The sequence below is a fragment of the Cupriavidus sp. 01L46 genome, assembly GCF_056399905.1.
The window spans coordinates 74,933-98,912 of sequence record NZ_JBFTSF010000022.1 but is presented as its reverse complement, the minus strand read 5'-3'; the positions used below and the strand labels follow the sequence as shown (position 1 = coordinate 98,912).

26 protein-coding genes and 1 pseudogene are annotated in these 23,980 nt (G+C 67.2%); 12 read left to right on the top strand and 15 right to left on the bottom strand.

Annotated elements, in window-relative coordinates; translation table 11 throughout:
• From AC1DS3_RS06470 to thpR, 4 genes and pseudogenes are all read left to right on the top strand, one after another.
• The coding region (locus AC1DS3_RS06470) for a hypothetical protein (RefSeq protein WP_477126869.1) at positions 1 to 214 on the top strand (214 nt) is incomplete at its 5' end.
• A 129-nt stretch (positions 215 to 343) separates the two neighbouring features.
• Positions 344 to 1,854 (top strand): annotated as a pseudogene (locus AC1DS3_RS06465) (AlkA N-terminal domain-containing protein).
• The gene (locus tag AC1DS3_RS06460) at positions 1,851 to 2,384 is read left to right on the top strand and encodes a methylated-DNA--[protein]-cysteine S-methyltransferase (RefSeq protein WP_441632802.1); all 534 of its coding nucleotides are present in this window, start codon (positions 1,851 to 1,853) and stop codon (positions 2,382 to 2,384) included. The pseudogene AC1DS3_RS06465 and the gene AC1DS3_RS06460 overlap by 4 nt, the downstream one beginning before the upstream one ends.
• 63 nt (positions 2,385 to 2,447) lie before the next feature.
• On the top strand, positions 2,448 to 3,017 hold the full coding sequence (thpR, locus tag AC1DS3_RS06455; protein ID WP_477126868.1) for an RNA 2',3'-cyclic phosphodiesterase: 570 nt from the start codon (positions 2,448 to 2,450) through the stop codon (positions 3,015 to 3,017).
• 21 nt (positions 3,018 to 3,038) lie between these two features.
• Here thpR and AC1DS3_RS06450 read toward each other — a convergent pair whose 3' ends face one another.
• Positions 3,039 to 3,686 (bottom strand): LysE family translocator, encoded by a 648-nt coding sequence (locus tag AC1DS3_RS06450; protein WP_441632806.1) that lies wholly within the window; start codon positions 3,684 to 3,686, stop codon positions 3,039 to 3,041.
• A gap of 133 nt (positions 3,687 to 3,819) precedes the next feature.
• On the opposite strand from AC1DS3_RS06450, the gene AC1DS3_RS06445 reads away from it, so the two are divergent.
• Both AC1DS3_RS06445 and AC1DS3_RS06440 read left to right on the top strand, forming a co-directional pair.
• The gene (locus tag AC1DS3_RS06445; protein ID WP_441632808.1) at positions 3,820 to 4,758 is read left to right on the top strand and encodes a LysR substrate-binding domain-containing protein; all 939 of its coding nucleotides are present in this window, start codon (positions 3,820 to 3,822) and stop codon (positions 4,756 to 4,758) included.
• A 225-nt stretch (positions 4,759 to 4,983) separates the two neighbouring features.
• Positions 4,984 to 5,733 (top strand): flagellar brake protein, encoded by a 750-nt coding sequence (locus AC1DS3_RS06440; protein WP_441632810.1) that lies wholly within the window; start codon positions 4,984 to 4,986, stop codon positions 5,731 to 5,733.
• Positions 5,734 to 5,967: 234 nt separating this feature from the next.
• Here the strand turns inward: AC1DS3_RS06440 and AC1DS3_RS06435 are convergent, their stop codons facing one another.
• Both AC1DS3_RS06435 and AC1DS3_RS06430 read right to left on the bottom strand, forming a co-directional pair.
• Entirely contained in the window at positions 5,968 to 6,201 is a 234-nt protein-coding gene (locus AC1DS3_RS06435) for a hypothetical protein (RefSeq protein ID WP_441632812.1), read from the bottom strand.
• Positions 6,202 to 6,239: 38 nt separating this feature from the next.
• A complete protein-coding gene (locus tag AC1DS3_RS06430) occupies positions 6,240 to 7,088 on the bottom strand; it encodes an IclR family transcriptional regulator domain-containing protein (RefSeq protein WP_441632814.1) in 849 nt (282 codons plus the stop codon).
• A gap of 420 nt (positions 7,089 to 7,508) precedes the next feature.
• On the opposite strand from AC1DS3_RS06430, the gene AC1DS3_RS06425 reads away from it, so the two are divergent.
• A complete protein-coding gene (locus AC1DS3_RS06425; protein ID WP_416051208.1) occupies positions 7,509 to 8,030 on the top strand; it encodes a hypothetical protein in 522 nt (173 codons plus the stop codon).
• Positions 8,031 to 8,109: 79 nt separating this feature from the next.
• On the opposite strand, the gene AC1DS3_RS06420 is transcribed toward AC1DS3_RS06425, so the two are convergent.
• The 3 genes from AC1DS3_RS06420 to AC1DS3_RS06410 all read right to left on the bottom strand — a co-directional run bounded on the left by AC1DS3_RS06420 (position 8,110) and on the right by AC1DS3_RS06410 (position 10,098).
• Positions 8,110 to 8,460, bottom strand: coding sequence for a DUF1304 domain-containing protein (locus tag AC1DS3_RS06420; protein WP_441632817.1), 351 nt, complete (start codon positions 8,458 to 8,460; stop codon positions 8,110 to 8,112).
• A 70-nt stretch (positions 8,461 to 8,530) separates the two neighbouring features.
• Positions 8,531 to 9,088 carry a cupin domain-containing protein gene (locus tag AC1DS3_RS06415; RefSeq protein ID WP_441632819.1) on the bottom strand — a complete coding sequence of 186 codons (558 nt, stop codon included), beginning with the start codon at positions 9,086 to 9,088 and terminating at the stop codon, positions 8,531 to 8,533.
• A gap of 89 nt (positions 9,089 to 9,177) precedes the next feature.
• Positions 9,178 to 10,098 carry a LysR substrate-binding domain-containing protein gene (locus AC1DS3_RS06410; RefSeq protein ID WP_441632821.1) on the bottom strand — a complete coding sequence of 307 codons (921 nt, stop codon included), beginning with the start codon at positions 10,096 to 10,098 and terminating at the stop codon, positions 9,178 to 9,180.
• A gap of 120 nt (positions 10,099 to 10,218) precedes the next feature.
• Between AC1DS3_RS06410 and AC1DS3_RS06405 the strand changes: the two genes are divergently transcribed.
• The 3 genes from AC1DS3_RS06405 (at position 10,219) to AC1DS3_RS06395 (ending at position 12,710) form a co-directional block, all read left to right on the top strand.
• Complete coding sequence (locus AC1DS3_RS06405; protein WP_477126867.1) at positions 10,219 to 10,914, top strand: FMN-dependent NADH-azoreductase; 696 nt, start codon at positions 10,219 to 10,221, stop codon at positions 10,912 to 10,914.
• 170 nt (positions 10,915 to 11,084) lie between these two features.
• On the top strand, positions 11,085 to 11,498 hold the full coding sequence (locus AC1DS3_RS06400) for a copper resistance protein CopQ (RefSeq protein WP_477126866.1): 414 nt from the start codon (positions 11,085 to 11,087) through the stop codon (positions 11,496 to 11,498).
• 222 nt (positions 11,499 to 11,720) lie between these two features.
• On the top strand, positions 11,721 to 12,710 hold the full coding sequence (locus tag AC1DS3_RS06395; protein ID WP_441632827.1) for a VTT domain-containing protein: 990 nt from the start codon (positions 11,721 to 11,723) through the stop codon (positions 12,708 to 12,710).
• A gap of 15 nt (positions 12,711 to 12,725) precedes the next feature.
• Here the strand turns inward: AC1DS3_RS06395 and AC1DS3_RS06390 are convergent, their stop codons facing one another.
• From AC1DS3_RS06390 to AC1DS3_RS06365, 6 genes are all read right to left on the bottom strand, one after another.
• Positions 12,726 to 13,427, bottom strand: coding sequence for a hypothetical protein (locus AC1DS3_RS06390; protein ID WP_477126865.1), 702 nt, complete (start codon positions 13,425 to 13,427; stop codon positions 12,726 to 12,728).
• Between the two features lie 120 nt (positions 13,428 to 13,547).
• Positions 13,548 to 14,225, bottom strand: a complete 678-nt coding sequence (locus AC1DS3_RS06385; RefSeq protein WP_441632831.1) for a DUF1177 domain-containing protein — start codon at positions 14,223 to 14,225, stop codon at positions 13,548 to 13,550.
• 5 nt (positions 14,226 to 14,230) lie between these two features.
• Positions 14,231 to 14,368 carry a hypothetical protein gene (locus tag AC1DS3_RS06380; RefSeq protein WP_441632833.1) on the bottom strand — a complete coding sequence of 46 codons (138 nt, stop codon included), beginning with the start codon at positions 14,366 to 14,368 and terminating at the stop codon, positions 14,231 to 14,233.
• 589 nt (positions 14,369 to 14,957) lie between these two features.
• Positions 14,958 to 16,061 (bottom strand): porin, encoded by a 1,104-nt coding sequence (locus AC1DS3_RS06375; RefSeq protein ID WP_441636255.1) that lies wholly within the window; start codon positions 16,059 to 16,061, stop codon positions 14,958 to 14,960.
• Between the two features lie 113 nt (positions 16,062 to 16,174).
• On the bottom strand, positions 16,175 to 16,930 hold the full coding sequence (gene pepE, locus AC1DS3_RS06370; protein WP_441636253.1) for a dipeptidase PepE: 756 nt from the start codon (positions 16,928 to 16,930) through the stop codon (positions 16,175 to 16,177).
• Positions 16,931 to 16,964: 34 nt separating this feature from the next.
• A complete protein-coding gene (locus AC1DS3_RS06365) occupies positions 16,965 to 17,339 on the bottom strand; it encodes an aminotransferase class V-fold PLP-dependent enzyme (protein WP_477126864.1) in 375 nt (124 codons plus the stop codon).
• Positions 17,340 to 17,540: 201 nt separating this feature from the next.
• Here AC1DS3_RS06365 and AC1DS3_RS06360 point away from each other — a divergent pair, with 201 nt between their 5' ends.
• Positions 17,541 to 20,372 (top strand): hypothetical protein, encoded by a 2,832-nt coding sequence (locus AC1DS3_RS06360; RefSeq protein ID WP_441636249.1) that lies wholly within the window; start codon positions 17,541 to 17,543, stop codon positions 20,370 to 20,372.
• Here the strand turns inward: AC1DS3_RS06360 and AC1DS3_RS06355 are convergent.
• The 3 genes from AC1DS3_RS06355 to AC1DS3_RS06345 all read right to left on the bottom strand — a co-directional run bounded on the left by AC1DS3_RS06355 (position 20,369) and on the right by AC1DS3_RS06345 (position 23,598).
• Positions 20,369 to 21,040 (bottom strand): IclR family transcriptional regulator, encoded by a 672-nt coding sequence (locus tag AC1DS3_RS06355; protein ID WP_477126863.1) that lies wholly within the window; start codon positions 21,038 to 21,040, stop codon positions 20,369 to 20,371. The two genes, AC1DS3_RS06360 and AC1DS3_RS06355, sit on opposite strands and share 4 nt — an antisense overlap.
• 63 nt (positions 21,041 to 21,103) lie before the next feature.
• Positions 21,104 to 21,946 carry a nucleotidyl transferase AbiEii/AbiGii toxin family protein gene (locus AC1DS3_RS06350; RefSeq protein WP_441636245.1) on the bottom strand — a complete coding sequence of 281 codons (843 nt, stop codon included), beginning with the start codon at positions 21,944 to 21,946 and terminating at the stop codon, positions 21,104 to 21,106.
• Between the two features lie 341 nt (positions 21,947 to 22,287).
• The gene (locus AC1DS3_RS06345; RefSeq protein ID WP_477126862.1) at positions 22,288 to 23,598 is read right to left on the bottom strand and encodes an MFS transporter; all 1,311 of its coding nucleotides are present in this window, start codon (positions 23,596 to 23,598) and stop codon (positions 22,288 to 22,290) included.
• On the opposite strand from AC1DS3_RS06345, the gene AC1DS3_RS06340 reads away from it, so the two are divergent.
• The gene (locus AC1DS3_RS06340; protein ID WP_441636241.1) at positions 23,597 to 23,827 is read left to right on the top strand and encodes a hypothetical protein; all 231 of its coding nucleotides are present in this window, start codon (positions 23,597 to 23,599) and stop codon (positions 23,825 to 23,827) included. The genes AC1DS3_RS06345 and AC1DS3_RS06340 overlap by 2 nt on opposite strands.
• Positions 23,828 to 23,980 lie beyond the last annotated feature (153 nt).

Genomic DNA, 23,980 nt, shown 5'->3' with positions numbered 1-23,980 from the left:
CCCACTAAGCCTCGCTGCCGAAAAAACCGCGCAGCTCAATGCGTTGTTGTCGGTTGCCGTCGAGAACGCGGCGGGCGGCACCTTCTGCAACCTCGGTGAAGAAACCCAGGCCCATCTGCTTTCGCTGGTGGCCGTGCTTGCGCATGAGACGCTGGTGTTGAGCGAATTGGCCGCCGCGATGGATGAGCCGGAGGGCGAGGGTGACGATGGATGACGCGAGCGCGCTGCCGTGCTGCCGCTGTGCCGGAGGTCTTCGTGTCGCAGTGGCGGGTCAAAACACGCCGCCGAGGCAAATGTCCGAATCCAGCTAGTTCTGCCCTCGCAACGGAGTAGCATGCTGGCTATGAAACTCGATCCGGATACCTGCTACAAGGCCGTGGCTTCGCACGACCGCCGCTTCGACGGGCGCTTCTTTGTGGGCGTGTCGTCCACCGGCGTCTACTGCCGGCCGATCTGCGCAGTGCGCACGCCCAAGCGCGAGAACTGCACGTTTTACGACAGTGCCGCCGCGGCCGAGAAGCAAGGCTTCCGGCCCTGCCTGCGCTGCCGGCCGGAGCTGGCGCCGGGACACGGGCTGGCTGACCTGTCGGGGCGCCTGGCCCAGGCCGCGGCCACGCTGATCGACGAGGGCTTCATGGTGGATGCTGGCGTGGCCGGGCTGGCCGCGCGCATCGGCATTACCGAGCGCCACCTGCGCCGGCTGTTCGATGCGCAGTTCGGCGTCTCGGTGCTGGAGTATGCGCAGACGCAGAGGTTGCTGCTGGCCAAGCGTTTGCTGACCGATACGGGGCTGACCGTGACCGACGTGGCGCACGCCGCCGGCTTTGGCAGCGTGCGGCGCTTCAACGATGTGCTCAAGACGCGCTACGGGCTGACGCCTATGGCCATGCGCAAGCGCGCCGCCGACAACGTGGCCGACGAGCTGGTGTTCGAGCTGGGCTACCGCCCGCCGATGGCGTGGGCCGCGTTCCTGCAATTCCTGGGCGTGCGCGCGGTGGATGGCATCGAGCAGCTTGGCGATGGCACCTATGCGCGCACGCTGGCGATCGAGAGCGGCGGCCGCACCCATCTGGGCTGGCTGCGGCTGGAGCACGTTGCACGCCGCCATGTGATCAAGGTGACGTTGTCCGGTTCGCTGGCGCACGTGATTCCGCAAGCGCTGGGCCGCGTGCGGCGGTTGTGCGACCTGGGCTGCCGGCCCGATGTGGTCGATCAGCATCTGGGCCCGCGGCTGCCGAAGCGCCCGGCATGCGTTTGCCGGGCGCGGTGGATGGCTTTGAGATCGCCGTGCGCGCGGTGGTGGGCCAGGTGATCTCGGTGAAGCACGCGCGCACGCTGCTGGCGCGGCTGGCCGAGTGCCACGGTCTGCCGCTGGCGCAGCCCACGCCGGCGCTGCGGGTGACGTTCCCCGGCGCGGCTGCGCTGGCTGGCGTGCCGCCCGAGGCCTTGCGTGAGATCGGCATCCCGCTGGGCAAGGGCCGGGCCATCCATGCCATCGCTGCCCGCGTGGCGTCGGGCGAGCTCAGGCTGGAGCCCAACGCCGCGCCGGAAGACACCGTGGCGCGCCTGCGCGAGGTCGACGGCGTGGGCGACTGGACCGCGCAATACGTGGCCATGCGCGCGCTGGGCTGGCCGGATGCCTTCCCTGGCACCGACTATGTCTTGCGCAAGGTGCTCGGCATCGCTACCGTGCGAGGCATGAACCAGCATGTCGCGCAGTGGGCGCCGTGGCGCGCCTACGCCGCCATCCACCTGTGGCGGCGCTACGAGGACCACAAGTTGGACAAGTTGGACAAGCCGGACAAGTCGGTACGAGACGACAAGGCAAGGGACACATCAAGGAACGCACCATGATTGCATACCGCATCGTCGCCAGCCCGTTGGGCGAAGTGTTGCTGCGCGTCGACGGCGCGCGCTTGAGCGGGCTGTTCTTCTCGGGGCAGAAGTACTACCCGGCGGCGGCCACGCCGGACACCAACGTGCCCGCCGCCGCGAAGCCTGTCTTCGAGCAGGCCGCCGATGAACTGGCCGACTACTTCGCCGAGCGCCTGCAGGTCTTCACCGTCCCCATGGTGCTGGGCGGCAGCCCGTTCCAGCATGCGGTGTGGCAGGCACTGTGCGAGATCCCGTTCGGCGAGACCACGTCATATGGCGAACTGGGCGCCGGGCTGGGCCTCGCCCCCACCCATGCGCGCGCGATCGGCGGGGCGGTGGGGCGCAATCCTTTGTCGGTGATCGTGCCTTGCCATCGCGTGCTGGGCGCCAGCGGCGACCTCACCGGCTATGCCGGTGGCACCGACCGCAAGCGCGCGCTGCTCCGGCTCGAAGGCACGGCCGCGGCTATGGCACTGCCTATACTGCGTCAGTCGGCGTTGGCATTTTGAGCAAGCGGCATCGCACCGCCGTGCGTGACCGTCCGCGCCAGGCCGTTACGGGAGGTGAGACCGATGGCGCGTTTGTTCGTGGCGATTGAGGTTCCGCCGGCGCTGGCGGCATCGTTGCTGGCTCGCGTGCCGCGCGTGGCGGGCATCCGGGCGGCGGCGCCGCATCAGGTCCATCTCACGCTGCACTTCCTCGGCGAGCAGGACGACGCCACGGYGGCATGTATCGAGCGGGCGCTTGACGGTGTCTGCGGCGCGGCCTTTGCGCTCACGGTGAAAGAGGCTGGCTATTTTCGGGGCCGGCGGGCGAGCGTGCTGTGGGCGGGCGTGGCGCCCAATGCGGCGCTGGACAGCCTGCATGGGGAGATGGCGCAGGCGCTTGCCGGATGCGGGAGCGCGCTGTTGGCGGACGCTGACGCACCGGCGCGTGCGCGCTTCCATCCCCACATCACGTTGGCGCGCTGCGGGCCTGCCGTGGCGGATACCGCGCTGCAGGCATGGCGCGACGCGCAGGCCATGCTGGTGTGCGAGCCGTTCCCTGTGGAGCGCTTCATCCTGTACCAAAGCCATCTGCGCGCGGGCGGCGCGCAGCATGCGTGCCGGCACGCGTATGGGCTGGATCCGGCGGCACGCTGATGCCGCCGGCAACGGCCAGCGTCATGCCAGGTTGCCCAGGCCAAGCGCCACCCCCAGCGCCAGCAACACCGAACCGATCACCCGATCCAGCCAGCGCTGGCGCCGCAGCATGGCGGCGCGCAACGCGGGCGTGGAAAAGCAGCACGCAATCAGGCCGAACCAGGCCAGGTGCGCCAGCGACATGAACAGGCCATAGCTGAACTGCACTGCCAGCGGCGTTTGCGCATTCACCACCTGCGTATAGGTGCTGACCACGAACAACGTGGTCTTGGGATTGAGCGCATTGGTGAGAAAGCCCATCTTGAGCGCGCCGAGCGCTGTCAGCGCAGGTGTGCCAGCATCCGTAGCATCCGCACCGAGCGGCGGCGCGTTCGGGTCCGGCGCGCGCTTGCGCAAAGTCTGGATGCCGATCCAGATCAGGTAGGCCGCGCCGAGCAGCTTCACCACCGTCAACAGCTTGTGCGCGTGCTCCATCAACAACGCCACGCCAAACATCGTGTAGAACACGTGCACCTGCACGCCAAGGGCGATGCCGAGCGCGCACAGCAGCCCGGCCTTGCGGCCATGCACGAAGCTGTTGCGCATCACCATGGCGAAGTCGGGGCCTGGGCTGATCACGGCTAGCACGGTGATGGTGGCGACGGCCAGCAGTTCAGTGAGAGAGTGCATATCGTGTGAGTATCCTTGACGGGATAGAGGCGGTGTCCCAAGCATTCTCTGCATTCTCTGTGTTGATAGGTAGCGCCACAACCGATTTATACTCGTGCAAATCCGTGAGAAAAACTGACACATCAAGGCAAGCATGCACTGGCTGGGCGGGATCCGTTTCTTCGAGGCCGCGGCGCGGCACCAGAGCTTCATGCGGGCTGCGGACGAACTGCACCTGACCCACGGCGCGGTCAGCCGCCAGATTCGCCAGCTGGAGGAGGCGCTTGGCGTGGCGCTGTTCGAGCGCCGCAACCGGGCCGTGTTCCTGACCGAGGCGGGGCACATCCTGCATGCCGCCGCCACGCAGTCGCTGGAAGTGCTGGGCGCGGCCGCGCAGCGCATCCGCGCGCATGCCCAGCCCAGGGCGCTGGTCTTGTCGTGCGAGCCCACCATTGCCATGCGCTGGCTGATTCCCCGCCTGCCGCGCTTTAGCGCGGCGCATCCGGAGGTGACGCTGCACCTGATGGCCGCTGGCGGTCCGGTGGACTTCGCGCGCAGCGGCGTGGACCTGGCGCTGCGCCGCAACGATTTTCATGTGGGGCCGGAGCTGCATGCCCATGAAGTTGCCGAGGAATGGGTGGGCGTGGTCTGCCGCGCCGGGGCTAGCGTCGGGGCGTCGTCCCACCGGCTGCACACGCGCTCGCGCCCGGATGCCTGGCAGCGCTGGGCCAAGGCTGCCGGCGGTGCGCAGCGCTTTGGCGCCGATGCCTGGTACGAGCATTTCTACCTGACCATCCAGGCTGCCGCGGCCGGGCTTGGCTGCGCGATCGCGTCGCGCCTGATGGTGGCCGACGAGCTCGCCGACGGCCGCATCGCCGCGCCGCGGGGMTTCGTGCGCGACGGATCTTGCTATCAGTTGCTCTCGCCCGTGGCGTTCGAGCACGATGCGCGGCGTCGGGCGGTAAGGGACTGGCTATGCCAGGAGGCGCAAGCATCGCTCGGCGCGGATCCGGCCCAGGTGGCCGCATCGCCACATCCAGCGCGCGGGGCCAAGGGCGCGGCAAAACGACGTGGGCGTGAAGACGGCAAATGAGGCGCAAACCCGCCCCGGTGGGCTACCCCACGGAAGTCTGGCTCAAGTTTTGCCACACTTCGCCGTTGTTCAAACAAGAGCTTGCGCAGCAGCAGGCGCCGCGCTTAACATGCGGCGCTAGCCGCTCGCCCCCGCTTGCATCCGGGTACGCGGGCAGCCCGAATTCCCCCGTCGCAAGCCAGTCTGGCGCGACGCAGGCCTCTCTCAGACGTTTGCGTGATTTTCATGAGTCTCCAAGATTCCCCGGAGCAATCCGAGCTTGACGCCGGCGCGTTGCCAGACGACCGCTATCGCCTTACCCATTCCTCGCAGATCGGCACCGTGCTGCGCGACCTCGCCTGGCAGAAGTGCATCCTGAACGTGCGCGCGCGTAGCGCTCACGAGATGGTCACGTCCGTGCTGCATGTGGATCCGGCCAGCCGCACCTTTGTCTTCGACTGGTGCTCCACCGAGCCCGAGCGACAGGCGCTGCTGGCCTCCAACGAAAATGCCTTCTCGGCATCGCTGCGCGGGGTGCCCGTGAACTTCATGATCGGCACGCCCGGGATCACCCAGTTCCAGGGTGGCCCGGCATTTTCCGCGCCGTTCCCGGAGAAGCTCTATCACTTCCAGCGCCGCCGTCATTTCCGCGCGCGCACGCTGGTCACCAAGGGCTATGTCTGCACCATCAAGATGAGCGACGGCACCGTGCTCAAGCTCGACATTGCAGATCTCTCGCTCTCGGGMGTCGGGTTGCGCTCCAAGACCGTGGACGCCACGCAGTTGCCGGTGGGCACCACCATCTCCGGCGTGCATCTGGATTTTGGTGCGCTGGGCAAGCTGGACCTCAGCCTGCAAGTGGTGGGCCACTGGCTGGCCGGGCGCGATGACAGCGCCATCCATCATTTCGGCTGTGCGTTCTCCAACCTCGATGGCCGCATGGAGAATTTCCTGCAGCGCCTGGTGTTTGCGCTGGAGCTTGCCAGCCGCGGCTAAGCGCATCTGGCTGTTGTTCATGTCGTTTCCGCTCAGCCCGTGCTGATGCGGATCCGGTTGCGGCCGGCCCGCTTGGCTTCGTAAAGCGCGCGGTCCGTGTGCGCCAGCCATTCGTGGTGGCCCGCCATGCCGGCATCGACGGCGGCGACGCCAAGGCTGGCGGTGTGGCCGCGCCGGAAGCCGCGCCCGGCTGCAGCGAGCGCGAAAGCCGCTCGGCCATTTCCACCGCCTGCGTCAGGCTCGCGCCACTGAGCAGCACGCCAAACTCCTCGCCGCCGTATCGCTCCACCAGGCATTGCCGCGCTTCGCCTCGGGCCGCCGGGCCGTGCTGCGCGGCGTGCCCGCCTCCAGCATGGCCGCCGCCACCGCAAAGAACCCGATCGCCAGGCCGATGGCGCGCATGGCGTAGAGCCGCCGGACGAAACGCATGCCCTTGCCTGCCGTCGGGTTAAGGGGGCTTTGCGCCATGAATCCGCGGTTCCCTGTCGATCTTGATTTCGGGCGGCTCAGGCGGCGATCAGCTTGCCGATCGCCACTGCTGCTTCGCGCATTGGCGGCAGCAGGCGCGAAATCATCTCCGCTTCCGATACCTGCGCCGCGCGCACGCTGACGCTGATGCCCGCCATGACACTGCCCGAGATGCCGCGCACCGGCACCGCGATGGCGCGCAGGCCGGGCTCCAGCTCTTCGTCGATCAGCACATAGTCCAGCTCGCGCGCATGCGCAAAGCTGGCCTCCAGCTCGGGCCGCGAGATCTTGGTCTGCAGTGTGCGCGGGCGCAGGTCGACGTGATCGAAGAAGTCTTCCAGCGCCGGCTCGGCCAGGTGGGCCAGCAGCATGCGGCCAATCGACGTGCAGTACGCCGGCAGCCGGCTGCCCATGCCGAGCGAATAAGTGAGCACCCGCTGCACTTCCGAGCGCACCAGGTAAAGGATGTCGGTGTCGTCCAGGATGGCCAGTGCCGAGGTCTGCTGGATGCGCGTGCTCAGCGCGTCGAGGATCGGCTGGGCCAGCGATACCAGCGACGTCGACGAGAAATACGCGTGGCCCAGGTGCAACACGCGCGGGCGCAGCGCGAACTGGCCGCCTTGCTGGCTCACGTAGCCAAGCTGCTCCAGCGTGTACAGGCAGCGCCGTACCGATGCGCGCGAGAGCTGGGTGCGCTGCGCCACCTGGGAAATGGTGAGCGGGCGCTTACGCTCCGAGAAGGCTTCGAGCACGCTCAAGCCGCGCGCCAGCGACAGCATGAAATTCGGGTCGCCGGCAAAACTGTTGAGAAGGTCGGCCTGGGGGCGGGCGACGCGGACAGTGGCGGCCGTTGCCTGGCCAGGGCTGCTGGGAATGGGGGCTTCCATGTGGGCGAGTGCGCGCGGGTTGTTCGATAATCGCGCATCTTAAACCGGCTGGGCGCCTCGGGCCAGCGCTTTTGTTGCGGCCGATCCCCGTTTTGGTGCGGGGATAGGGCCGGCCGCAAAAAAACGTCGCCGTCTCAAGGGCACGGCGACTGGAAGGGTGTGTCATCAAGACGGGGGTCCCGGCGACACGTCCAGCATAGGAGGCGGTGGTCAGACATTAAATACAACTTCCGAGGGGATTCATGTCTCGCCATGTCTGCGCAGTCGGGCGCGCGTGGCACCTGGCGCCCCCCGCCGCGGCGAGGCGGGTAAAATCGCGCCCTTGATGCCGCCGCCGTCCCGGTCCGCCCCCGCCAAGCATTGCGTGGCGGCCAGGCCAGCGCCCGCAGCCCACCGCGCAGCCCCGAATTGAAGCCAGCCATGACCCATCAGCCTGAACTCTCCCCCGAAGCCGACGACCCGGACGCCGCCGGGGACAACGCAGAAAAGATCCAGGAGCCGCGCCTGTGGCGTGCCGACGGCTGGACCGCCCGCGTGATCAAGAACGAGGACGACGACGGCTGGGCCGTTGCCATGATCAAGGACGGCGAGCCCGAACCCGCGCTGGTTGGCCCCTGGACCATGGGCCGCGACAAGAAAAATCCCAAGCCGCTGGACACCAACGCCTTCTCGACCCTGGTCAAGACCGCCTCCGAAGTGCTGCGCCGGCACGAGCAGCAACTGCACGCCATGCTGCACAAGAGCGTGATCGTCGACACGGATACGGCGCGCATCAGCGTGACGCTCGACATCGTGCCCGACGAAGACAACCCATTCGCGGTGCTGCGCGCCACCGACGAGCTCGGCGACGAACTGGCCCAGGTGCGCGTGTCGCCGGGCTTCAAGCTGAGCAAGGCCAGCGCCGCGGACTGGATCGAGAACGAGTACCGCAAGCCGCGCTGAGCGGCCAGGAACCGCCGCCCGGACTGTGCCATGGCGGACGCCCCGCGGAGCTAGTACGACGCCAAGCCTGCCGGCCGCCTCAGGCCAGCAGCACCAGTGCGATGGCGATCGCCGCCGGCAAGCCCTGTACCCACAGGATCTTGCGGCTGGCCGTGCAGGCGCCGAAGATGCCGGCCACCAGCACGCAGCACAGGAAGAACAACTGCACCGGCACCGCGGCGGTGGCCAGGCCCCACAGCAGGCCGGCCGCGAGAAAGCCGTTGTACAGCCCCTGGTTGGCCGCCAACGCCTTGGTGGCGACGGCGAACTCGTGCGTCAGCCCGAAGGCCCGCATGCCCTTGGGCTTATCCCACAGGAACATCTCCAGCACCATGATGTAGACATGTTCCAGCGCTACCAGCGCCACAGCGGCAAGGGACAACCATTTCATGGCAGGGATCTCGGAAAGAGCAAAGACGGGAAGGGGTTTGGGCGGTCTGGCGTTTTAGCGCATCAGCGCATCAGTGTTGTGGCGCAGGGGCGAGCCGCGCGATCAGTGCGGCATGGCGCGGGTGCGATGCCAGCAGGCTGCCGGCATCGGCCAGCTCGAACTCGCTGAACTCAAAGCCCGGCGCCACGGTGCAGCCGACCAGCGAGAAGCCATCCGGATCGCTGCGTTCGGCGGCGAACCAGCAGCCAGCCCTGACCACCGCCTGGAACACCGCATCGTCATCGGCGAGCGCGTTGCCCAGCCGGTGCGTGGTGAGGCTGCCGTCTTGCTCCAGTACATGCACGTTGAGCGGGCAGCCCGCGTAGAAGTGCCACACCTCGTCGGAGCGGATGCGGTGCCAGGCGGAGTAAGCGCTGTCGCACAGCAGGTAGTAGATCGCGGTGGAGGCGGCATGTGTGGCGGGATTGCCTGCCCCTTCACGCGACAGATGCGACACACGCGACACGCGCGCGCCGTCGCGATGGGTCTCGCGGTAGTAGCCGCCTTCCGGATGCGGCTGCAGGCCGAAGCGCTGGATCAGCTGGTCTTTGTCTTTGTCTTGGTGTTGCGAGTCAGGTTGGGCAGGCATGCGCGGCGCTCCGGGATCGGTAGCCGCCATCATGCCCGCTTGCCGGCGCGGTAAGCAACCAGCAACCACGCGAAAGCTACTCCGCAGGCTCAGCGCATCGCGTTATCCGCCTGCGGACCGATCCACGCGCGCACGGCACGCACCGCGTCGTCGTCGCGCCGGTGTGCCGGGTAGACCAGGTAATAGCCGTCGCCCTCGATGGCCGGGCCGCAGGGCTGCACCAGCGCGCCGCTGCGCAATTCTTCCGCCACCAGTGTCAGGCTCAGCAAGGCTACGCCCTGGCCGCCAAGCGCCGCGAGGATGGCGTGGGTCTCGTCGGAAAAAACGGGGCCGCTGGCCGCATCCAGCCGGTCCAGGCCGGCCTCCTGCTGCCACAGGGCCCAGGTTATGGGGCGGCGCGCGTGGCTGCGCCATTGGTGGTGCAGCAAGGTCTGGCGGCGCAGCCCCGCGGCGCTCTTCACGCCTAGCAGCGGGCTGCAGACCGGGGCAAAGCGCTCACGCCATAGCAGCTCGGCGTCCAGCCCGCGCCATTTGCCGCTGCCGTAGCGGATGGCGGCGTCGGCGTGGCCCGCATGCAGGTCCACGGCATCCAGCGAGGCATGCACATGCAGGTCGAACTCCGGCGCCACGGCCCGCAGCCTCGGTGCGCGCGGCAGCAGCCAGCGTGCGGCGAAGGCCGGTGTGGCCGATACCGTGAGCGTCTTGCGCGATGGCGGCGCGCGCAGCTTACCCACGGCCCGCTCCAGCGCATCAAAGCCCTCCCGCGTGCCCGGGTACAGTGCGGCGCCGTGCGCGCTCAGCACCAGCCGGCGCGGCAGGCGCTCAAACAGTGTCACGCCAAGCACCTGTTCCAGCAGCCGCAGCTGATGGCTCACCGCCGTCGGCGTGACCGACAGCTCTTGTGCGGCGTGCTTGACGCTCAGGTGCCGCGCGGTGGCTTCGAACGCGCGTAGCGCGGTGAGCGGCGGCAGGCGGCGGGGTGTGGTTTCAGATGAGAAATCTTCAGCCATGAGGCGGAGAAAGGATCGGTTGTGAGCAGACTATGGCGAGTCTACATTGCCATCACCCTCAACCGCATGTGCTGACCCATGAGAACGGCTCAGGCATGACCAACCGCAAATGAGAACAACATGGCTCACCTCCTGCATATCGACGCCAGCGCCCGCCCGGGACGCTMCGGCACCGACGCCCACGGCTCGCACACGCGCCGTCTCTCGCACCGTTTCGTCAGCCTCTGGCAAGCGGCGCGTCCCGCGGACACGCTGACTTACCGCGATGTGGGCCAGCAACCGCCCGCGCCGGTCAACGCTGACTGGATCCGCAGCGCCTTCACGCCGAGCGCGCGGCGCGAGCGGTGGATGGATGCGGTGCTGGCCGAAAGCGATCGCCTGGTTGCGGAAATCGAGCACGCCGACGTGCTGGTGATCGGCGTGCCGATGTACAACTTTGGCGTGCCTGCGCAGCTCAAGGCGTATATCGACAATATCGTGCGCGTGGGCAAGACCTTCGGCTTTGATCGAGAGCGCGCGGGCGAGCCTTACTGGCCGATGCTGGCGGGACGCGGCAAGCAACTGGTGCTGCTGACCGCGCGCGGCGACTATGGCTACGGTGGCCGCCTGGCCCGGCTCGACCATGTCACCCCGGCGTTGCGTGCGGCGTTCGGCTACATCGGTATCGATGACGCGTTGGAGGTCGCTATCGAGTATGACGAGTTCGGCGGCGAGCGGCTGGCTACCTCGATTGCGCAGGCCGAGGTGCAGGTGGAAGCCGCAGTTGCCACGGCGATGCGGCGAATGACCTGCGAGGCCGCGGCCATGCAGCCCTGAGCCCCGTGTGGTCTTTGCGCGCGGCTCGCACGCATCCAGTGTGTGCATCCACAGCGCGCTTCGCCGCGTATCTGGTTTAACCGCGCGATTCACGTGTGGCCGGACCAGCGCAAGGCGCTGCTCCCCTGCAAGCCAGCCGCGATCCGCCGATCGCCCAGAAGGAGATTGCCATGACCCGCCATTTCTTCAAGTCGTTGATGACTTCGGCCGCACTTGCCGRCATTGCCGCCACGGCGGTTCCGGCGCAAGCCGCTGGCCCCAAGGACAGTGCCGTGTCCGGGGACCGCTACGGCTACGTCTTCCATGCGTCGCGTTTCGATGTCTATAGCGATGGCGCTCGCCTGGACCCGGCCGCCGCGCCGGCGATGGGCGCGGACGCCAGCCGCCTGCGCAAGCCGGATCCGTTCTCGGACGGGGCGCAAAAGCTGGCTGGCATGGACCGCGGCGGCGTTTCAGCGGACCCGGCGCGCACGGTCGATCCGTTCCAGGACGGGGCGCAGAAGCTGGCCGGCATGGACCGCAGCGGCCCTTCCGCGGATCCGGCGCGTAGGTTCGACACCTATCAGGACGGCGCGCATGCCTGACCATCGGAGCGATAACCGGGGTGATCGCCAGGGTGATAGCCGAAGTGCTGGCCTGCAGCCTCGCAGGCGCCTCGTTCAGGGTTTTTGACGTTCGCATGCAAGTCAATGCACTGCACCGCGCCGCCTTGGTGGCACACTACTGCCTATGCCCGCCGGCGCGAGCATCCTCGCTCGCGCCGATTACCTTGAAGGGGCGAAAACGGCCATAGTGCGGAGACCGGTGTGGGTGAATTGCAGTCCTTGCTGGAGAGCCACGGCGTGATGCTGGTGTTTCTCAATGTGCTGGCCGAGCAGGCCGGGCTGCCGGTGCCGGCCGTTCCCATGCTGTTCGTTGCCGGCGCGCTCGGCATGCGCGAGAGCGGCCCTGCGCTGGGAGCCGTGCTGGCGGCCGTTATCCTGGCCTGCCTGATTGCCGACACGGCCTGGTACTTCGCCGGCAAGCGGCTCGGGCAACCCATGCTGCGCACCATCTGCCGCGTTTCCATCTCGCCCGACAGCTGCATCCGCCAGACCCAGTCGCTGTACCTGCGCGTGGGCCCGCGCTCGCTGGTGTTCGCCAAGCTGCTGCCAGGCGCGGGCGCATTGTCCACCGCCATGGCCGGCATGACCTCCACGCCGTTCGCGGTGTTCCTGTTCTACGACGCCATCGGGGCGCTGGTGTGGGCCGGCGGCGCGCTGCTGGTTGGCGTGGTGTTCACCGATTTTGTCGAAGTCATCCTGAACGCCTTCAGCACTTATGGCCCGGTGGCCGTCATGGTGGTGTTGGGCGCATTCGCCGCTTTCGTCGCGTGGAAGTTCTGGCGGCGCGTGCGCCTGTTGCGCCGCACCCGGCGTGTGCCCCGCATGTCGGTGGGGGAACTGGAAGCGCGCCGGCTAGGCGATCGCTTCCCGCTGGTGCTCGACGTGCGCAGCGACGCGGTGGAGCGGATCCCCGGCGCGATGATCATCGACCTGAATGCGCCGCTGGAATTACTCTCCGAGCATCCGACCAGCATCGACATCGTGGTTTACTGCGCCTGCCCGCATGAGGTGTCGGCAGCGGTGCTGGCGGAACGCCTGAAGGCGGCCGGCTACGCCAATACCTGGGCGCTGGCCGGCGGCTTCGACGAATGGAAGCGCCTGCATGGCGAGGCATCGCAGGCCGCTGCCATCGAGGACGATGCCGCAGCGGCGCTTGCGCCACACACGGGTGGTCCCGGCGCGCTGCGCTAGCGCCGCACGACGGGGTCAGCAGCCGACCCAGTAGGCGTAGCCCACCAGCCGGTCGCCGAGGAAATACAGGCGGTACTGGTCGCCGTCGCCGTCCAGCGTGTAGAGCGTGGTGTAGGCGAGCTGTTCGAGCGGGTCGCCCTCGTCGCGGTCGGACGGGCTGCGTACCTTGCCTGGCGCCTCCGCCATCTTCCAGCGCGGGTTCTTGCGCATGGCCGTGTTGAGCTGCGCCAGCGTGGAGGCCGCGGTAATGTCCTGGCTTTCCAGCTTGAGCGTCAGCCCGGCCGGGATGCCGTGCAGCGCGCGGATCACGGCGTCGCCGCTGCGGYCCACTTCGATCAGCGCATCGGGGTAGTGGTAGTGCATCAGGTGCTCTTCGTCGAGCGCCGTGCCGCATTCATCCTGGTTGGGCGTGATGTCCGGCGGCTTGCCCCACGCCGCCTGCACGTCCGCCATGCTGGTCAGCCCGCGCAGCGCGACCAGCGGGCGGGCCAGCGGCGCGGGCGCAAAGCTGGGCCCGTCGTCCGGCTGGGCAGCATCGTCGGCGCGCGTTGCCTGCGCATCCGATGCGGCGGCGGCGGCGGATGAGGATGTGGCGGAGGTGGCCGGCGCCGGTTCATTGCGTTCGCAGCCAGGCAGCGCGGCTAGCGCGGCGCAGGCGGCGAGGGTGGACAGGCAGCGGGACAGCGCGGGGCTGTCGGTGTCGTTCAGGCGGAGCATGTTGCAAGAATAGCCGCTAAGGCGGCGACTACGTCAGGAGCGCAACCATACACTGAAGCGCGCCCGCTGAGAATGCCCGMGTGTGGCTTGCCGCACGTCCGGGCACCGCCGCGCCTGGTTTCAGTGCGCCGCGCCGGCGCGCTGGAAACCTGTCATGTCGGGATAGATCGCGCGGATCTTGCCCCATTCCACCACGTTGAAGAACTGGCACTTGCCCGCGCCGAAGCGCTTGGCCACTTCCACGCAGAAGCGCACCGCTTCGGCGATGTCGATCTCGTGGTTGGCGCTGGTGGCGCTGCCCGAGACCACCGACTGCGCCGTCAGCGCCACGCCTACCACCGGGGCGGCGGTGGCCACATGCGGCTGCATGATGCTGTTGAAGTGGTACAGGCCGTTGTGATAGGGCGTGATGTCCTGCTGCGAGATCGGGAAGGTCACTGCCGGGCAACCGGTGGTGGATTCCATCGCCGCCACCAGGTCCGGGCTCACGCGCAGGATATAGCCCTGCATGGCGGTGGGCGAGATCGCAAAGCCGCGGTGCTTGATGATGCTGTTGCCCTTGGAGGCATCGAGCGACAGGATCGCGTCCATCTCGGGCAGCACCTGGTACGCGTTCATGGTGTCCGACGACACCGGCATGCCCATGAACGGCACCGGATCGTGCGGCTGCATCGACACGTTGGTGGACAAGTGCGTGGTCACGATGACGTCGCCGGCCAGGTGGTCGCCCTTGTGCTTCATCGGCGCCAGCTTGAGCGCCACGGCCAGGCTGCCGATCGGGCCGTCCGCATCGGACACCAGGCCTACCAGCTCCGGGCGCTGACGACGTCTACCGTTACGCCGGCGGCGGTGTAGGCGTCGAACAGTTCGCGGACAACTGCGCCGTTGGCGTTAGGGCTGTCCAGGGCTTCGTGGATGACCAGGGTTTGTTGCAGGGGCATGGGGTTCTCCTTGGATTGGGTGGGTTGAAGCGAACTTCAAAGTCAACTTCAAAGGCCTAAGGTCGAAGGCTTAAAGTCAAAGGCTTAGAGTCAAAGGCAGTTTCACCACCTCTGCGGGGCGGCGACCTACTTTCTTGTCWTGCCAAGAAAGTAGGCAAAGAAGGCGCGCCGGATGGGGCGACTACCCCCTCGGGCTTCGACGAAAAGAGCGGCCGGGACCCAAACTCGCATCGCCTTAAGGCGATACTCAGACATGGGTCCCTCTTTTCCGCCCTTTTCGCCGAATCAAAAGAGCGGCCGGGACCCAAACTCGTATCGCCTTAGGGCGATACTCAGACATGGGTCCCTCTTTTCCGCTCTTTTCGTCGAAGCCCGAGGCGCCCCATACGGCATAGGTAAACCTTGACGGCTCGCTTCGCATCGCGCTGGGGTGTTTCCCGCCCCTCGGGCGGGAAACACGGCTGCCACAGTTGGTTGATCTTGCCGCTGGTTGGCTCCCCTCTCCCGCGCTTGCGGGAGAGGGGATGGGGGAGAGGGCGGGCGACCGATATGCCGCCGTCATGCCAATCCGCATTGACCTGCCGTACCTTCAAAACAAATGGCGCATGCCCAGCATCACCGTCGTCTGGTTGTTGCGGCCGTCCAGCTTCTTGCCGCTGTCGCCGGTCCAGTTGGTCGTTGCGTTGCCGAACAGGCCGGACCAGTCGCCATGTACCCAGTCGTACGCCAGTGCCAGATACACGTCGGTGCGCTTGCTGAAGGCGTCGGCGCGGGTGCGGTCGTGCATCACGCTTGCGGTCAGCGTGACGGCGGGGGTGACCGTGTAGTTGGCACCCACGGTGAAGAAGTCGTCGCGCCGGCTGCTGCCAAACACCGAGTTGAACGCGGCGCGGTTAGTGGCCGTGGCGGCGGTCGACATGCTGGTGATGGTGGCGGTATCGGTGCCGCCCTTGGACGAGTCGAAGCCAGCGTCGCGGTCGCTGTAGATATAGTTGGCGAACAGGCTCGCGCGGCCCGCCGAGGCTTTCAGCCCGGCCAGGTAGATGCGCGCGGCGCGGCTCATGCTGTCGCGGGTCTGCTGGAAGTCGCCCACGGCCACGAGCGGGCCCGAGGCGTACTTCACGCCCAGCGAGACCGACGACATCGCGGCGCCTTTGCCCGCGGTCTCGCCCAGCGCGTACTCGGCAATCAGCGCCACCGGGCCGTAGTTGCCGGTGTAGCTGATCGCATTGTCATAGCGCTGGCCGGTCAGGAAGACCATCCACGCATTGGACGGCGCGGCGCCCACGCCGAGCGGGTCCACGTGGTACAGCATGGTGTTGGCCGTGGTGTATTGCCGGCCCAGCGCCACCTCGCCGTAGCGCTTGCTGCCGATCCTCACATAGGCCTGGCGCCCGAAGAGCTGGCCCTGCTGGTCGAGCTTGCCGGTGTCCGCCAGCAGGCCGTTTTCGAGCACGAAGCCCGCCGACAGATCGCCGCCCAGGTCTTCGCTGCCCTTCAGGCCGAAGCGGCTGCCGTACAGAAAGCCCTCGCCACCCTGTTGCAGGCCAGCCAGCGCGCTGCCGTTGGGGTCCGAATGGGTCTGGTAGGTGAGCGCGGTGTCGATCACGCCGTACAGCGTGACGCCGCTCTGCGCCATTGCGGCGGCGGGCAGGCTCAATGCGAGTGCGCCAAGCCGGTGCTTGTTAGTCATGGTGTTTCCTCCTCCAAGGGCAATGGGGGGCCCGCGCAGGGGTCTTTCGCCCTGCGTCGGGGTGTGGCGTGGGTGGTTCAGCGCCGGGAGGCGCCGGGGTTCAGATCCGGAAATCAGGCCCGGAAGTCTTGCCAGCCGTCCATGCCGGCCGGCCCGGTGATACGTGACAGGGGGAAGGTCTCGCCCTCGCGCAGCGTCTGTACCTGTCCCTCGGCAGTGAAGTGCAGCGCGTGGCGTTCGCCCAGCACGGTGCCGTTGCTGCCGTCGGAGAGCAGCGCGGAGCCTTCCGGCAGCGCGAAGACCTGCTCCGGCGCATTGATGTGCAGGAACTCCGCCAGGCGCTCCTCGCGGCTTTCGCCGTTATGGCCGGCGGGCTTGCCGCTGATGAAGTGCGGGTTGATCTGGAACGGCACCAGGCGCAGCGCGCGCAGCGAGGGCGGCTGCACGATGGGCATGTCGTTGGTGGTGCGGATGGTCGGGCTGGCCACGTTGCTGCCGGCGCTCCAGCCCACGTACGGCGTGCCGGCCTGCACCTTGGCGCGGATCGCGTCGACGAGATTGGCGTCGTACAGGCGCTTGAGCAGCGCGAACGTGTTGCCGCCGCCAACCGCGATGGCTTCGGCCTCGTCCACCGCGCGGCGCGGGTCGGCACTGTGGTGGACGGACGCCAGCGCGTAGCCCAGGCGCTCGAACATCGGCTTGACCATGCCTTCATAGGCATCGAAGCTGAAGGTCACGCCGGCGAAGGGGATGAACAGGACCTTGCGCGGCTCGTGCTTGAGCAGGGCATGGATCTGCGCGTCAGCGTGTTCGAGGTAGCCGAGGTTGTCCTTGCGGGAGCTGCTCATCAGCAAGATGCGTTGGTTCATGTCGGGTTCCGGTAGTTCAGTCGTGATGTCAGGTTCAGGCCACGGCGGCGGCGATCAGCTCGGCCACGCGGTCGATTTCCTCATGGGTATTGAAGTAATGCAGCGAGACGCGCGCCATGGTGGACACGCCGTAGCGCGCCAGGATGGCATCGGCCATGAAGTTGCCGGCTTCGATGATGCACTGCTGCTGCTCCAGCGCGGCTACGATTCTCGCCGGGTTCACGCCGCGCACATTGAAGGGCACGATGCCGATGCGGTCGGCGGCATCGGATGGGCCGTAGAGTTCGAGGCCAGCGACGGCGCAGAGCTTCTGCAYGGCGTAGGCGGTGAGATCCAGCACGCCCCAGCTCGGCTGGCGCACGCTGAAATGCGTCGGCAGGCCTAGGGTGCCGTTGAGGGTCTTGAGCATGCGATCTTTGCGTCTTGCCGTTTTTGTGTCTCTATATAAGAGACGGTGTCGCTGCATTTGTAAAATGCCAGGCTTGGCCGTGGCATCGAACAATCAGGGTAAACACCGAACGCCGCCGCGCAACGGCGCACGCATGTGTGCTTCGCCACACCATGACGCCGCCTATACTTGGGCGGGAATGTGCAAAGGAAGGGGCCCCGCATGCCAGTCCACGAGCAGCCTTCGGATGACGAACTGGCCCGCATTGCGCGCCGGCGCCGGCAGCTCGGCATTGCCCGGCGCGTGCGCGATGGCGACAGCAACTGGGCGCTGGCACTCTCGGGCGGCGGGATCCGCAGCGCGACGTTCTGCCTGGGCGTGATGCAGGCACTGGCCAAGGCGCCTGCACCACCGGTGGCCGGTCCCGCGCTGCATGCAGTTGCCAAGGAGGCGCCGTCGGATGCCATCCAGGAAGGCGACGGACCGGATGCCATCAACCCTGCCCCCGCGCCAGCCACCACCTCCTTGCTTGGCCAGTTCGATTACCTGTCCACCGTCAGCGGCGGCGGCTACATCGGTGCTTTCTTCTGCAGCCTGTTTGTGCCGGGCCGGTTGAAGCCGGGCACCACGCCGCCGGAGGCCGCGGCACTCGCCTACCGCACGCTGCAGCATGAGCCGCCGGAGCGCATCCGCTCGTCGGCATCCTACGGCCCCGACCCGGGGCGCGCCGCGATGGCGTGGCTGCGCGAGAACGGCCGTTACCTGACGCCGACCGGCGCCGGCGATTCGCTCTACGCGGCCTCGCTGGTGGTGCGCAACTGGTTCGCCATGCAGTACGTGATCGGCAGCGCGCTGCTGTTGCTGCTGGCGGTGCTGGCGTTGCTGCGCCATCTCGCCATCGGCACCTGGCTCGACCTGGGCCGGCACGAGATGGACCTGCTGCACGATGCCCGCCAGGTGTTCAATGAGGGCGGCCTGGCGATCTGGTGGAGCGAGTTGCTGTGGCTGCCGCTGGCGGCGCTTCTGCTGTTTGCCGTGCCGCCAGGCGTGGCGTACTGGCTGGTCTATCCGCGCGGCGGCGATGGCAAGGCGGCCTTGCGCTTTGACAGCCTCGCCACGCGCCTGGCCGCGCTGGCCGGCGTGGCGATGCTGGTCATGGCCGCGGTCCTGCACCACCTCGGTCCGGGGCTGGTGCTGTCGTGCCTGTTGCTGGCGATGGCGGTGCTGACGCTGTCAGGCGTGGCTTGCTGCTTTGTGTTGTGCCGGATGCCGCCGGCTACCGTGCAGGACTACCGGGTGCGGGCCACGCGCCTGCTGAGCCAGGCCATCGGCATTGCGCTGTGGCTCGCGGCGCTGGGCGTGGCGGACACCGTGGCGCGCACCTTCTATCTCTACACGCAGGCCTCCCATCAGCCCTGGCGCACGCTCGGGCTGGCGGCGACGCTGGGTGGGCTGGTCTGGCTGATCCGCTATGGCGCGGCGCTGGTCGACGGCAAGGGCGGTAATGCCGGTAATGGCAAGGGCCGCATGTGGCGCGCGCGCCTGCCGGCGTCGCTGCTGGCGGGCATTGCTGCCGCCGTGGTGGCGCTGCTGGTCTTCGTGCTGTGGTCGTGGCTGGTGCTGTGGGTGCGCTGGAATGGCGGCGAGCCGCTCGACTGGTTCACCTTCGGCAACGCCTACACCACGCCGGTGCTGTGCACGCTGATCGTGCTGGCGCTCGGGCTGACCATGATCGCGGGGCGTTTCGCCGGCTTCCTGAACCTGTCGACGCTGCAGCCGTTTTACTCGGCCCGCCTGACCCGCGCCTACCTTGGCGCCTCCAACGGCAAGCGCTTCATGCCCGGCAGTGGCGCGGCGCCCGCGCAGCAGCACGGCAGCCAGCGCGCCAGGCTGAGCGTGGCAGAGCCAGCGGACGGTGACGCGCTCAGCCTGAACACCTACTACGATCCCGTCATGCTGGCGCCGCTGCACCTGATCAATGTCACGCTCAACCTCACCGTGGATTCCGCCGAGCAGCTGGTGCARCGCGACCGCAAGGGCAAGCCGCTATGCGTGGCGCCAGGACCCTTCGTGCTGCCGGCGACGGCCTCGCGCTCCATGCCCGAGGATTCCTTCGTGTGCTTCACCGTGGACGGGCAGCGCTATTTCCCGGAAACGCACAAGGCGGGCGGCAGCGAGCTCTCGCAATCGCGCACGCTGGGCGACTGGATCGCGACCTCGGGCGCGGTGGTCTCGACCGGGCTGGGCCGCTCCACCACGCTGGGCACATCGCTGCTGCTAGGGTTGGCCAACCTGCGCCTGGGCACCTGGTGGCCGTCGTACCCGCTGGATGCCGGCAGCGCGCCGCGCGCCGGCGGCGCAGACCGCAACCGCGTGCAAGCGGACCTGCCAGGGTCGCCCTGGCTGGGCGGGTTTATCACGCTGTTGCGCACGCAGTACTACCTGGCCTGCGAACTGAGCGCGCGCTTTCACGGCACGCGGCGCGGCTGGCAATACCTGTCGGACGGCGGGCATTTCGAGAACACCGCCGTGTATGAGCTGCTGCGGCCCGAGCGCGGGGTGGGGCTGGTCGTGCTGTGCGATTGCGGAGCGGACCCGGACTACCAGTTCGGCGACCTGGCCAACCTGATCCGGCTGGCTCGTATCGACATGGGGCTGGAGATCGTGGTCGATGCCGCGGCCGCCGGCGATGCCGTGCTGGGCAGCGTGTTCGGCACGCCGGAGGATTTTCTGCCGGCGGCACGCCAGAACCGGGCGGCGGCCAACAAGTGCGCGCTGCTGTTGAACGTGTACCGCGCGCTTGAGCCCGCCGCCACGCGCCGTCCCGTATCGCGCATCGTGCTGCTCAAGCCCTGCCCGATTGCCTCGGCGCCGGTTGATGTGCAGCAGTACCGCGCCGGCCATCCGGTATTTCCGCAGGAACCCACGATCGAGCAGTTCTTCAATGAAGCGCAGTGGGAGAGCTACCGCGAGCTGGGGTTCTCCATCGGTCAGCTTGTGTTCGGCGGCGGCCCCGGCGGCGATGCGGTGGCGCGCGCCTTGTGGGCGCGCTAGCGCCCGAAACCCACCACCTCTTCCAGCCGGCGGCTGGCTTCGCGCAGGGCTTCCAGCATGCGCGGGACCGATTCCTCATTCAGGCGTTGCTGCGGGCCCGCAATGGCCAGCGAGCCAACTACCTCGGCCTGGTCGCGCGACCACAGCGGCAGGGCCAGGCCCGCCACGCTGGCGGCGGCCTCGCCGCGCTGCCTGGCGTTCTCCAGCACACGGGCCCGGAAGGCGTCGTCCTGGAAGGCCAGGATGGCCTTGGCGTGCGCGCCCGCGTGCAGCGCAAAGCGCTGTCCAAGCTCGATAGAGAAGCGCAACTGATGCTRGCTCTGGACCATGCCGACGCATAGCCCCTCATGGCCGTCCAGCCACGACAGGAAGACAGTCTCGCCGCTTTGCGCGGCCAGCTTTTCCAGCACGGGCTGCACCACCTCGGCGGGCGAGAACGTCTTGCGCACCACCTGGCCCAGCTCGAACAGCCGCAGCCCCAGCGAATACTTGCCGCTGGCCGCGTCCTGCAGCAGGAAACCGTTGGCGGCAAAGGTGGCCAGCACGCGGTGCACTACCGCGTGATGCACCCCGCTGTGCTTGGCCAGCTCGCGCACGCCCCAGGTGGGCTGGCGCACCGTGAAGTAGGTCAGCAAGGCCAGCGCGCCGTCGAGAGTCTTGAGAGTCATACCGTTATCCTGCCTTGATCCTGCTTTGCATCGGCGGCATGGTACGGATAAGCGGCGCGCGGCTCAATCTTTGTTGTCGAGAAGGCACGGTGGCGGGGGGCGCCAGCCGGACCTCGTCGTACTTGCCGTTGTCAGGAAGTGCTCTGCGATTGCGGCGAAAGACGCAAAGCAGGTCTCGAAAACTGGCTTCTCTTTTGCGAACAGAAGAGGGAGCAGGCGCTGCGAGAAATCTCGGCGCAGGCCTTCGTCGCTACGGGCGCGATCCAGCGCGTTGCTCAGGACGGCGTAGGGCTTGGTATCGAACCCGTGATGTTGGCCCTTGAACTCTTCAACGTCTTTTGCCACGAGCGCGGCAAAGACAGCACGAGCCGGCTCGATTGCGTCTGGCCGTGCCGCGTGGATACGCCAGACGTCATAGACGTGGCGAACCAGCGCCGGGTCGGAGTCGCCACGCTGGTGCCCATCCCACTTCCAGGCGCAGCGTCGCAAGAGCGAAAGCACCTTCTCCGCGAGGGTCTCCGCGATCGAGATCGCAAGCATCTGGAAACGAACCGGCGTGTCGCGGGGAATGAAACGATCCAGCAGGTAGCCCATATCGAGCGCTTCGACCGGGAGCTTGGGCGGACGATGGATGAGTTCGACTTTCAACTCTGGACGCAAGACGCCGGAGACATCCTTGAATTGCGGACCATACTCAACCGCAAGCCTGTAGTAGCGACGGTTGTCGTTGGAGAACGGGTTGTTCTTGTCTTCGATTTTCGTAAAGACGAAGCCAACCCGGGTCAGGCGCTCCTCCAGTTCGGTCGGGATGTCGCCCAGGCGCTTGCGCGTCGAATGACCTTTCGGCAGCGCATAGCCATCCGGAGCGTCTTCCAGCAGAACCTCGATGTCGATGTCTTCCGACATCCGTTCGATGAGCCGTGGGCTTTCGACAGGCAGGTGCCGCCGGCAAAGACAAGCTGGCTCTTCAGTGCTACCCGAGCCGGGCGCGTATCTCCCTTCCTGCGCTCTTGCCGATGTGCGATGTGCACGATCCGGATTTTGGCGAGTGCAATCAGCGCATCGGTGATGTGGATGTCTTTTTCCGCTACCGCGGGCGGTAAGTTGTTCAGCAGGCCTGCCGAGCGAATTCGGTGAAAAAGTGCGCAAAAATCCATAAAAAACTCCCGATTCCTCGGGAGCCCCTTGCTTTCGCGCTTAACCCGGCTGTGCCCGCATCGCACGGAGCCGGACGGCCAGGCCAAACACTACCGGTTGACCACCTTGGCCGGCATCGCCAGCACCAGGAAGCAGCTCGCCACCAGGCAGCCTGCAAACAGGATCAGGCCAGCGCTCGGGCTGTGGAATGTGTCCTTCAGCCAGCCCAGCAGGTAGGTGGCCGCGAAGCCGCCCAGGTTGGCGATGGRGCAGGCCAGCGCAATGCCGGCGGCGGCCGCGGTGCCGCTCAGGAAGGTAGATGGCAGGCACCAGAACACCGGGAAGGTCGCCACGATGCCCACGTTGGCCACTGTCAGCATTACCAAGGTGGCGGAGGTGGAGCCGGTGACGAAGGTGCTGCCGACCAGGCCGGCCGCGCCTGCCAGGGTGGGCAGCACAATGTGCCAGCGGCGCTCGCGCGTCTTGTCGGAGTGGGCGCCGTTGAGCAGCATCCCGATCACCGCCGCGGCGTGCGGGATGGCGGTGAGCAGGCCGATGTGCAGCGGGCTGGCCACGCCGGAGTCGCGGATGATGGTGGGCATCCAGAAGCCGATGGAGTAAGTGCCCATCAGCAGGCACATGTCGATCAGGCCCAGCATCCACACGCGGCGATCGGCGAAGGCGGCCATGAGCGAGTGGTTGTTTTCCACCAGCACGTCCGTATCCAGGTTGCGCTGCAACGTGCGCTTTTCGTCCGCCTGCAGCCACTTGGCGTCCTTGATGCCGTTGGGCAGGTAGATGAACACCATCACGCCCAGCAGCACCGAGGGGATGGCCTCCAGGAAGAACAGCCACTGCCAGCCGGCCCAGCCGTGCATGCCGGCGAAAGCGGTCATGATCCAGCCGGACAGCGGGCTGCCGATCATGCTGGCAAGCGGCAGGCCCATCATGAACAGCGCGATGATCTTGCTGCGCTTGTGGGTGGGAAACCAGTAGGTCAGGTACAGCAGCACGCCGGGCAGGAAGCCGGCCTCGGCCGCGCCCAGCAGGAAGCGCAGCACGTAGAACTGCGTTGGCGTGGTGACGAACATGGTCGCCCCCGACAGCAAGCCCCACGTCACCATGATGCGGGCGATCCAGAGGCGCGCGCCCACCTTTTGCAGCACCAGGTTGCTGGGTACCTCGAACAGGATGTAGCCCACGAAGAACAGGCCCGCGCCMAGCCCGTAGATCGTCTCGCTGAAGTGCAGGTCGTCCAGCATCTGCAGCTTGGCCAGCCCGACGTTGATGCGGTCGAGATAGGCGGCGAGATAGCAGGCGCAGAAGAACGGAATCAGGCGCCAGGTCACCTTGCGGTAGATGTCTGGCTCGGCCGCCGCGGGTAGTACGCCCGCCGCGCCGTCTTGATACTGATACGACATGTTCACTCCTTTACTGTTTACCGTTGTCTACCGTGTGTGTGTCTTTTCCACCGCTGCGCTCGGCTGGCTTGTGCTGTTTGCTATGCAAGCAGCGGGCCAGGCCTGTTCAGTGATGGATGGGCTGTTTTTTATGGTTTCCGGCGGGCTGGCCGGGGTGTTGCGCGCCGTCCTTGTGCAGGGGCGGCACCGCTTTCCTTCATCCGGCACTCATGTAGTGCCTGCTACATGATCGTTCAGCGTAAGCTACATAAAACAAGCTAGCAAGAGCGTGGTGGTGGTTTTCTCCTCGGGGTTTTCCCCGTGCCGCGCGGCGTATGCATTGGGTGCGCGCGGCAGGGGGCGGCGGCAAGGTGGCTTGCCGGGAAAAATGGCGGACTGATGG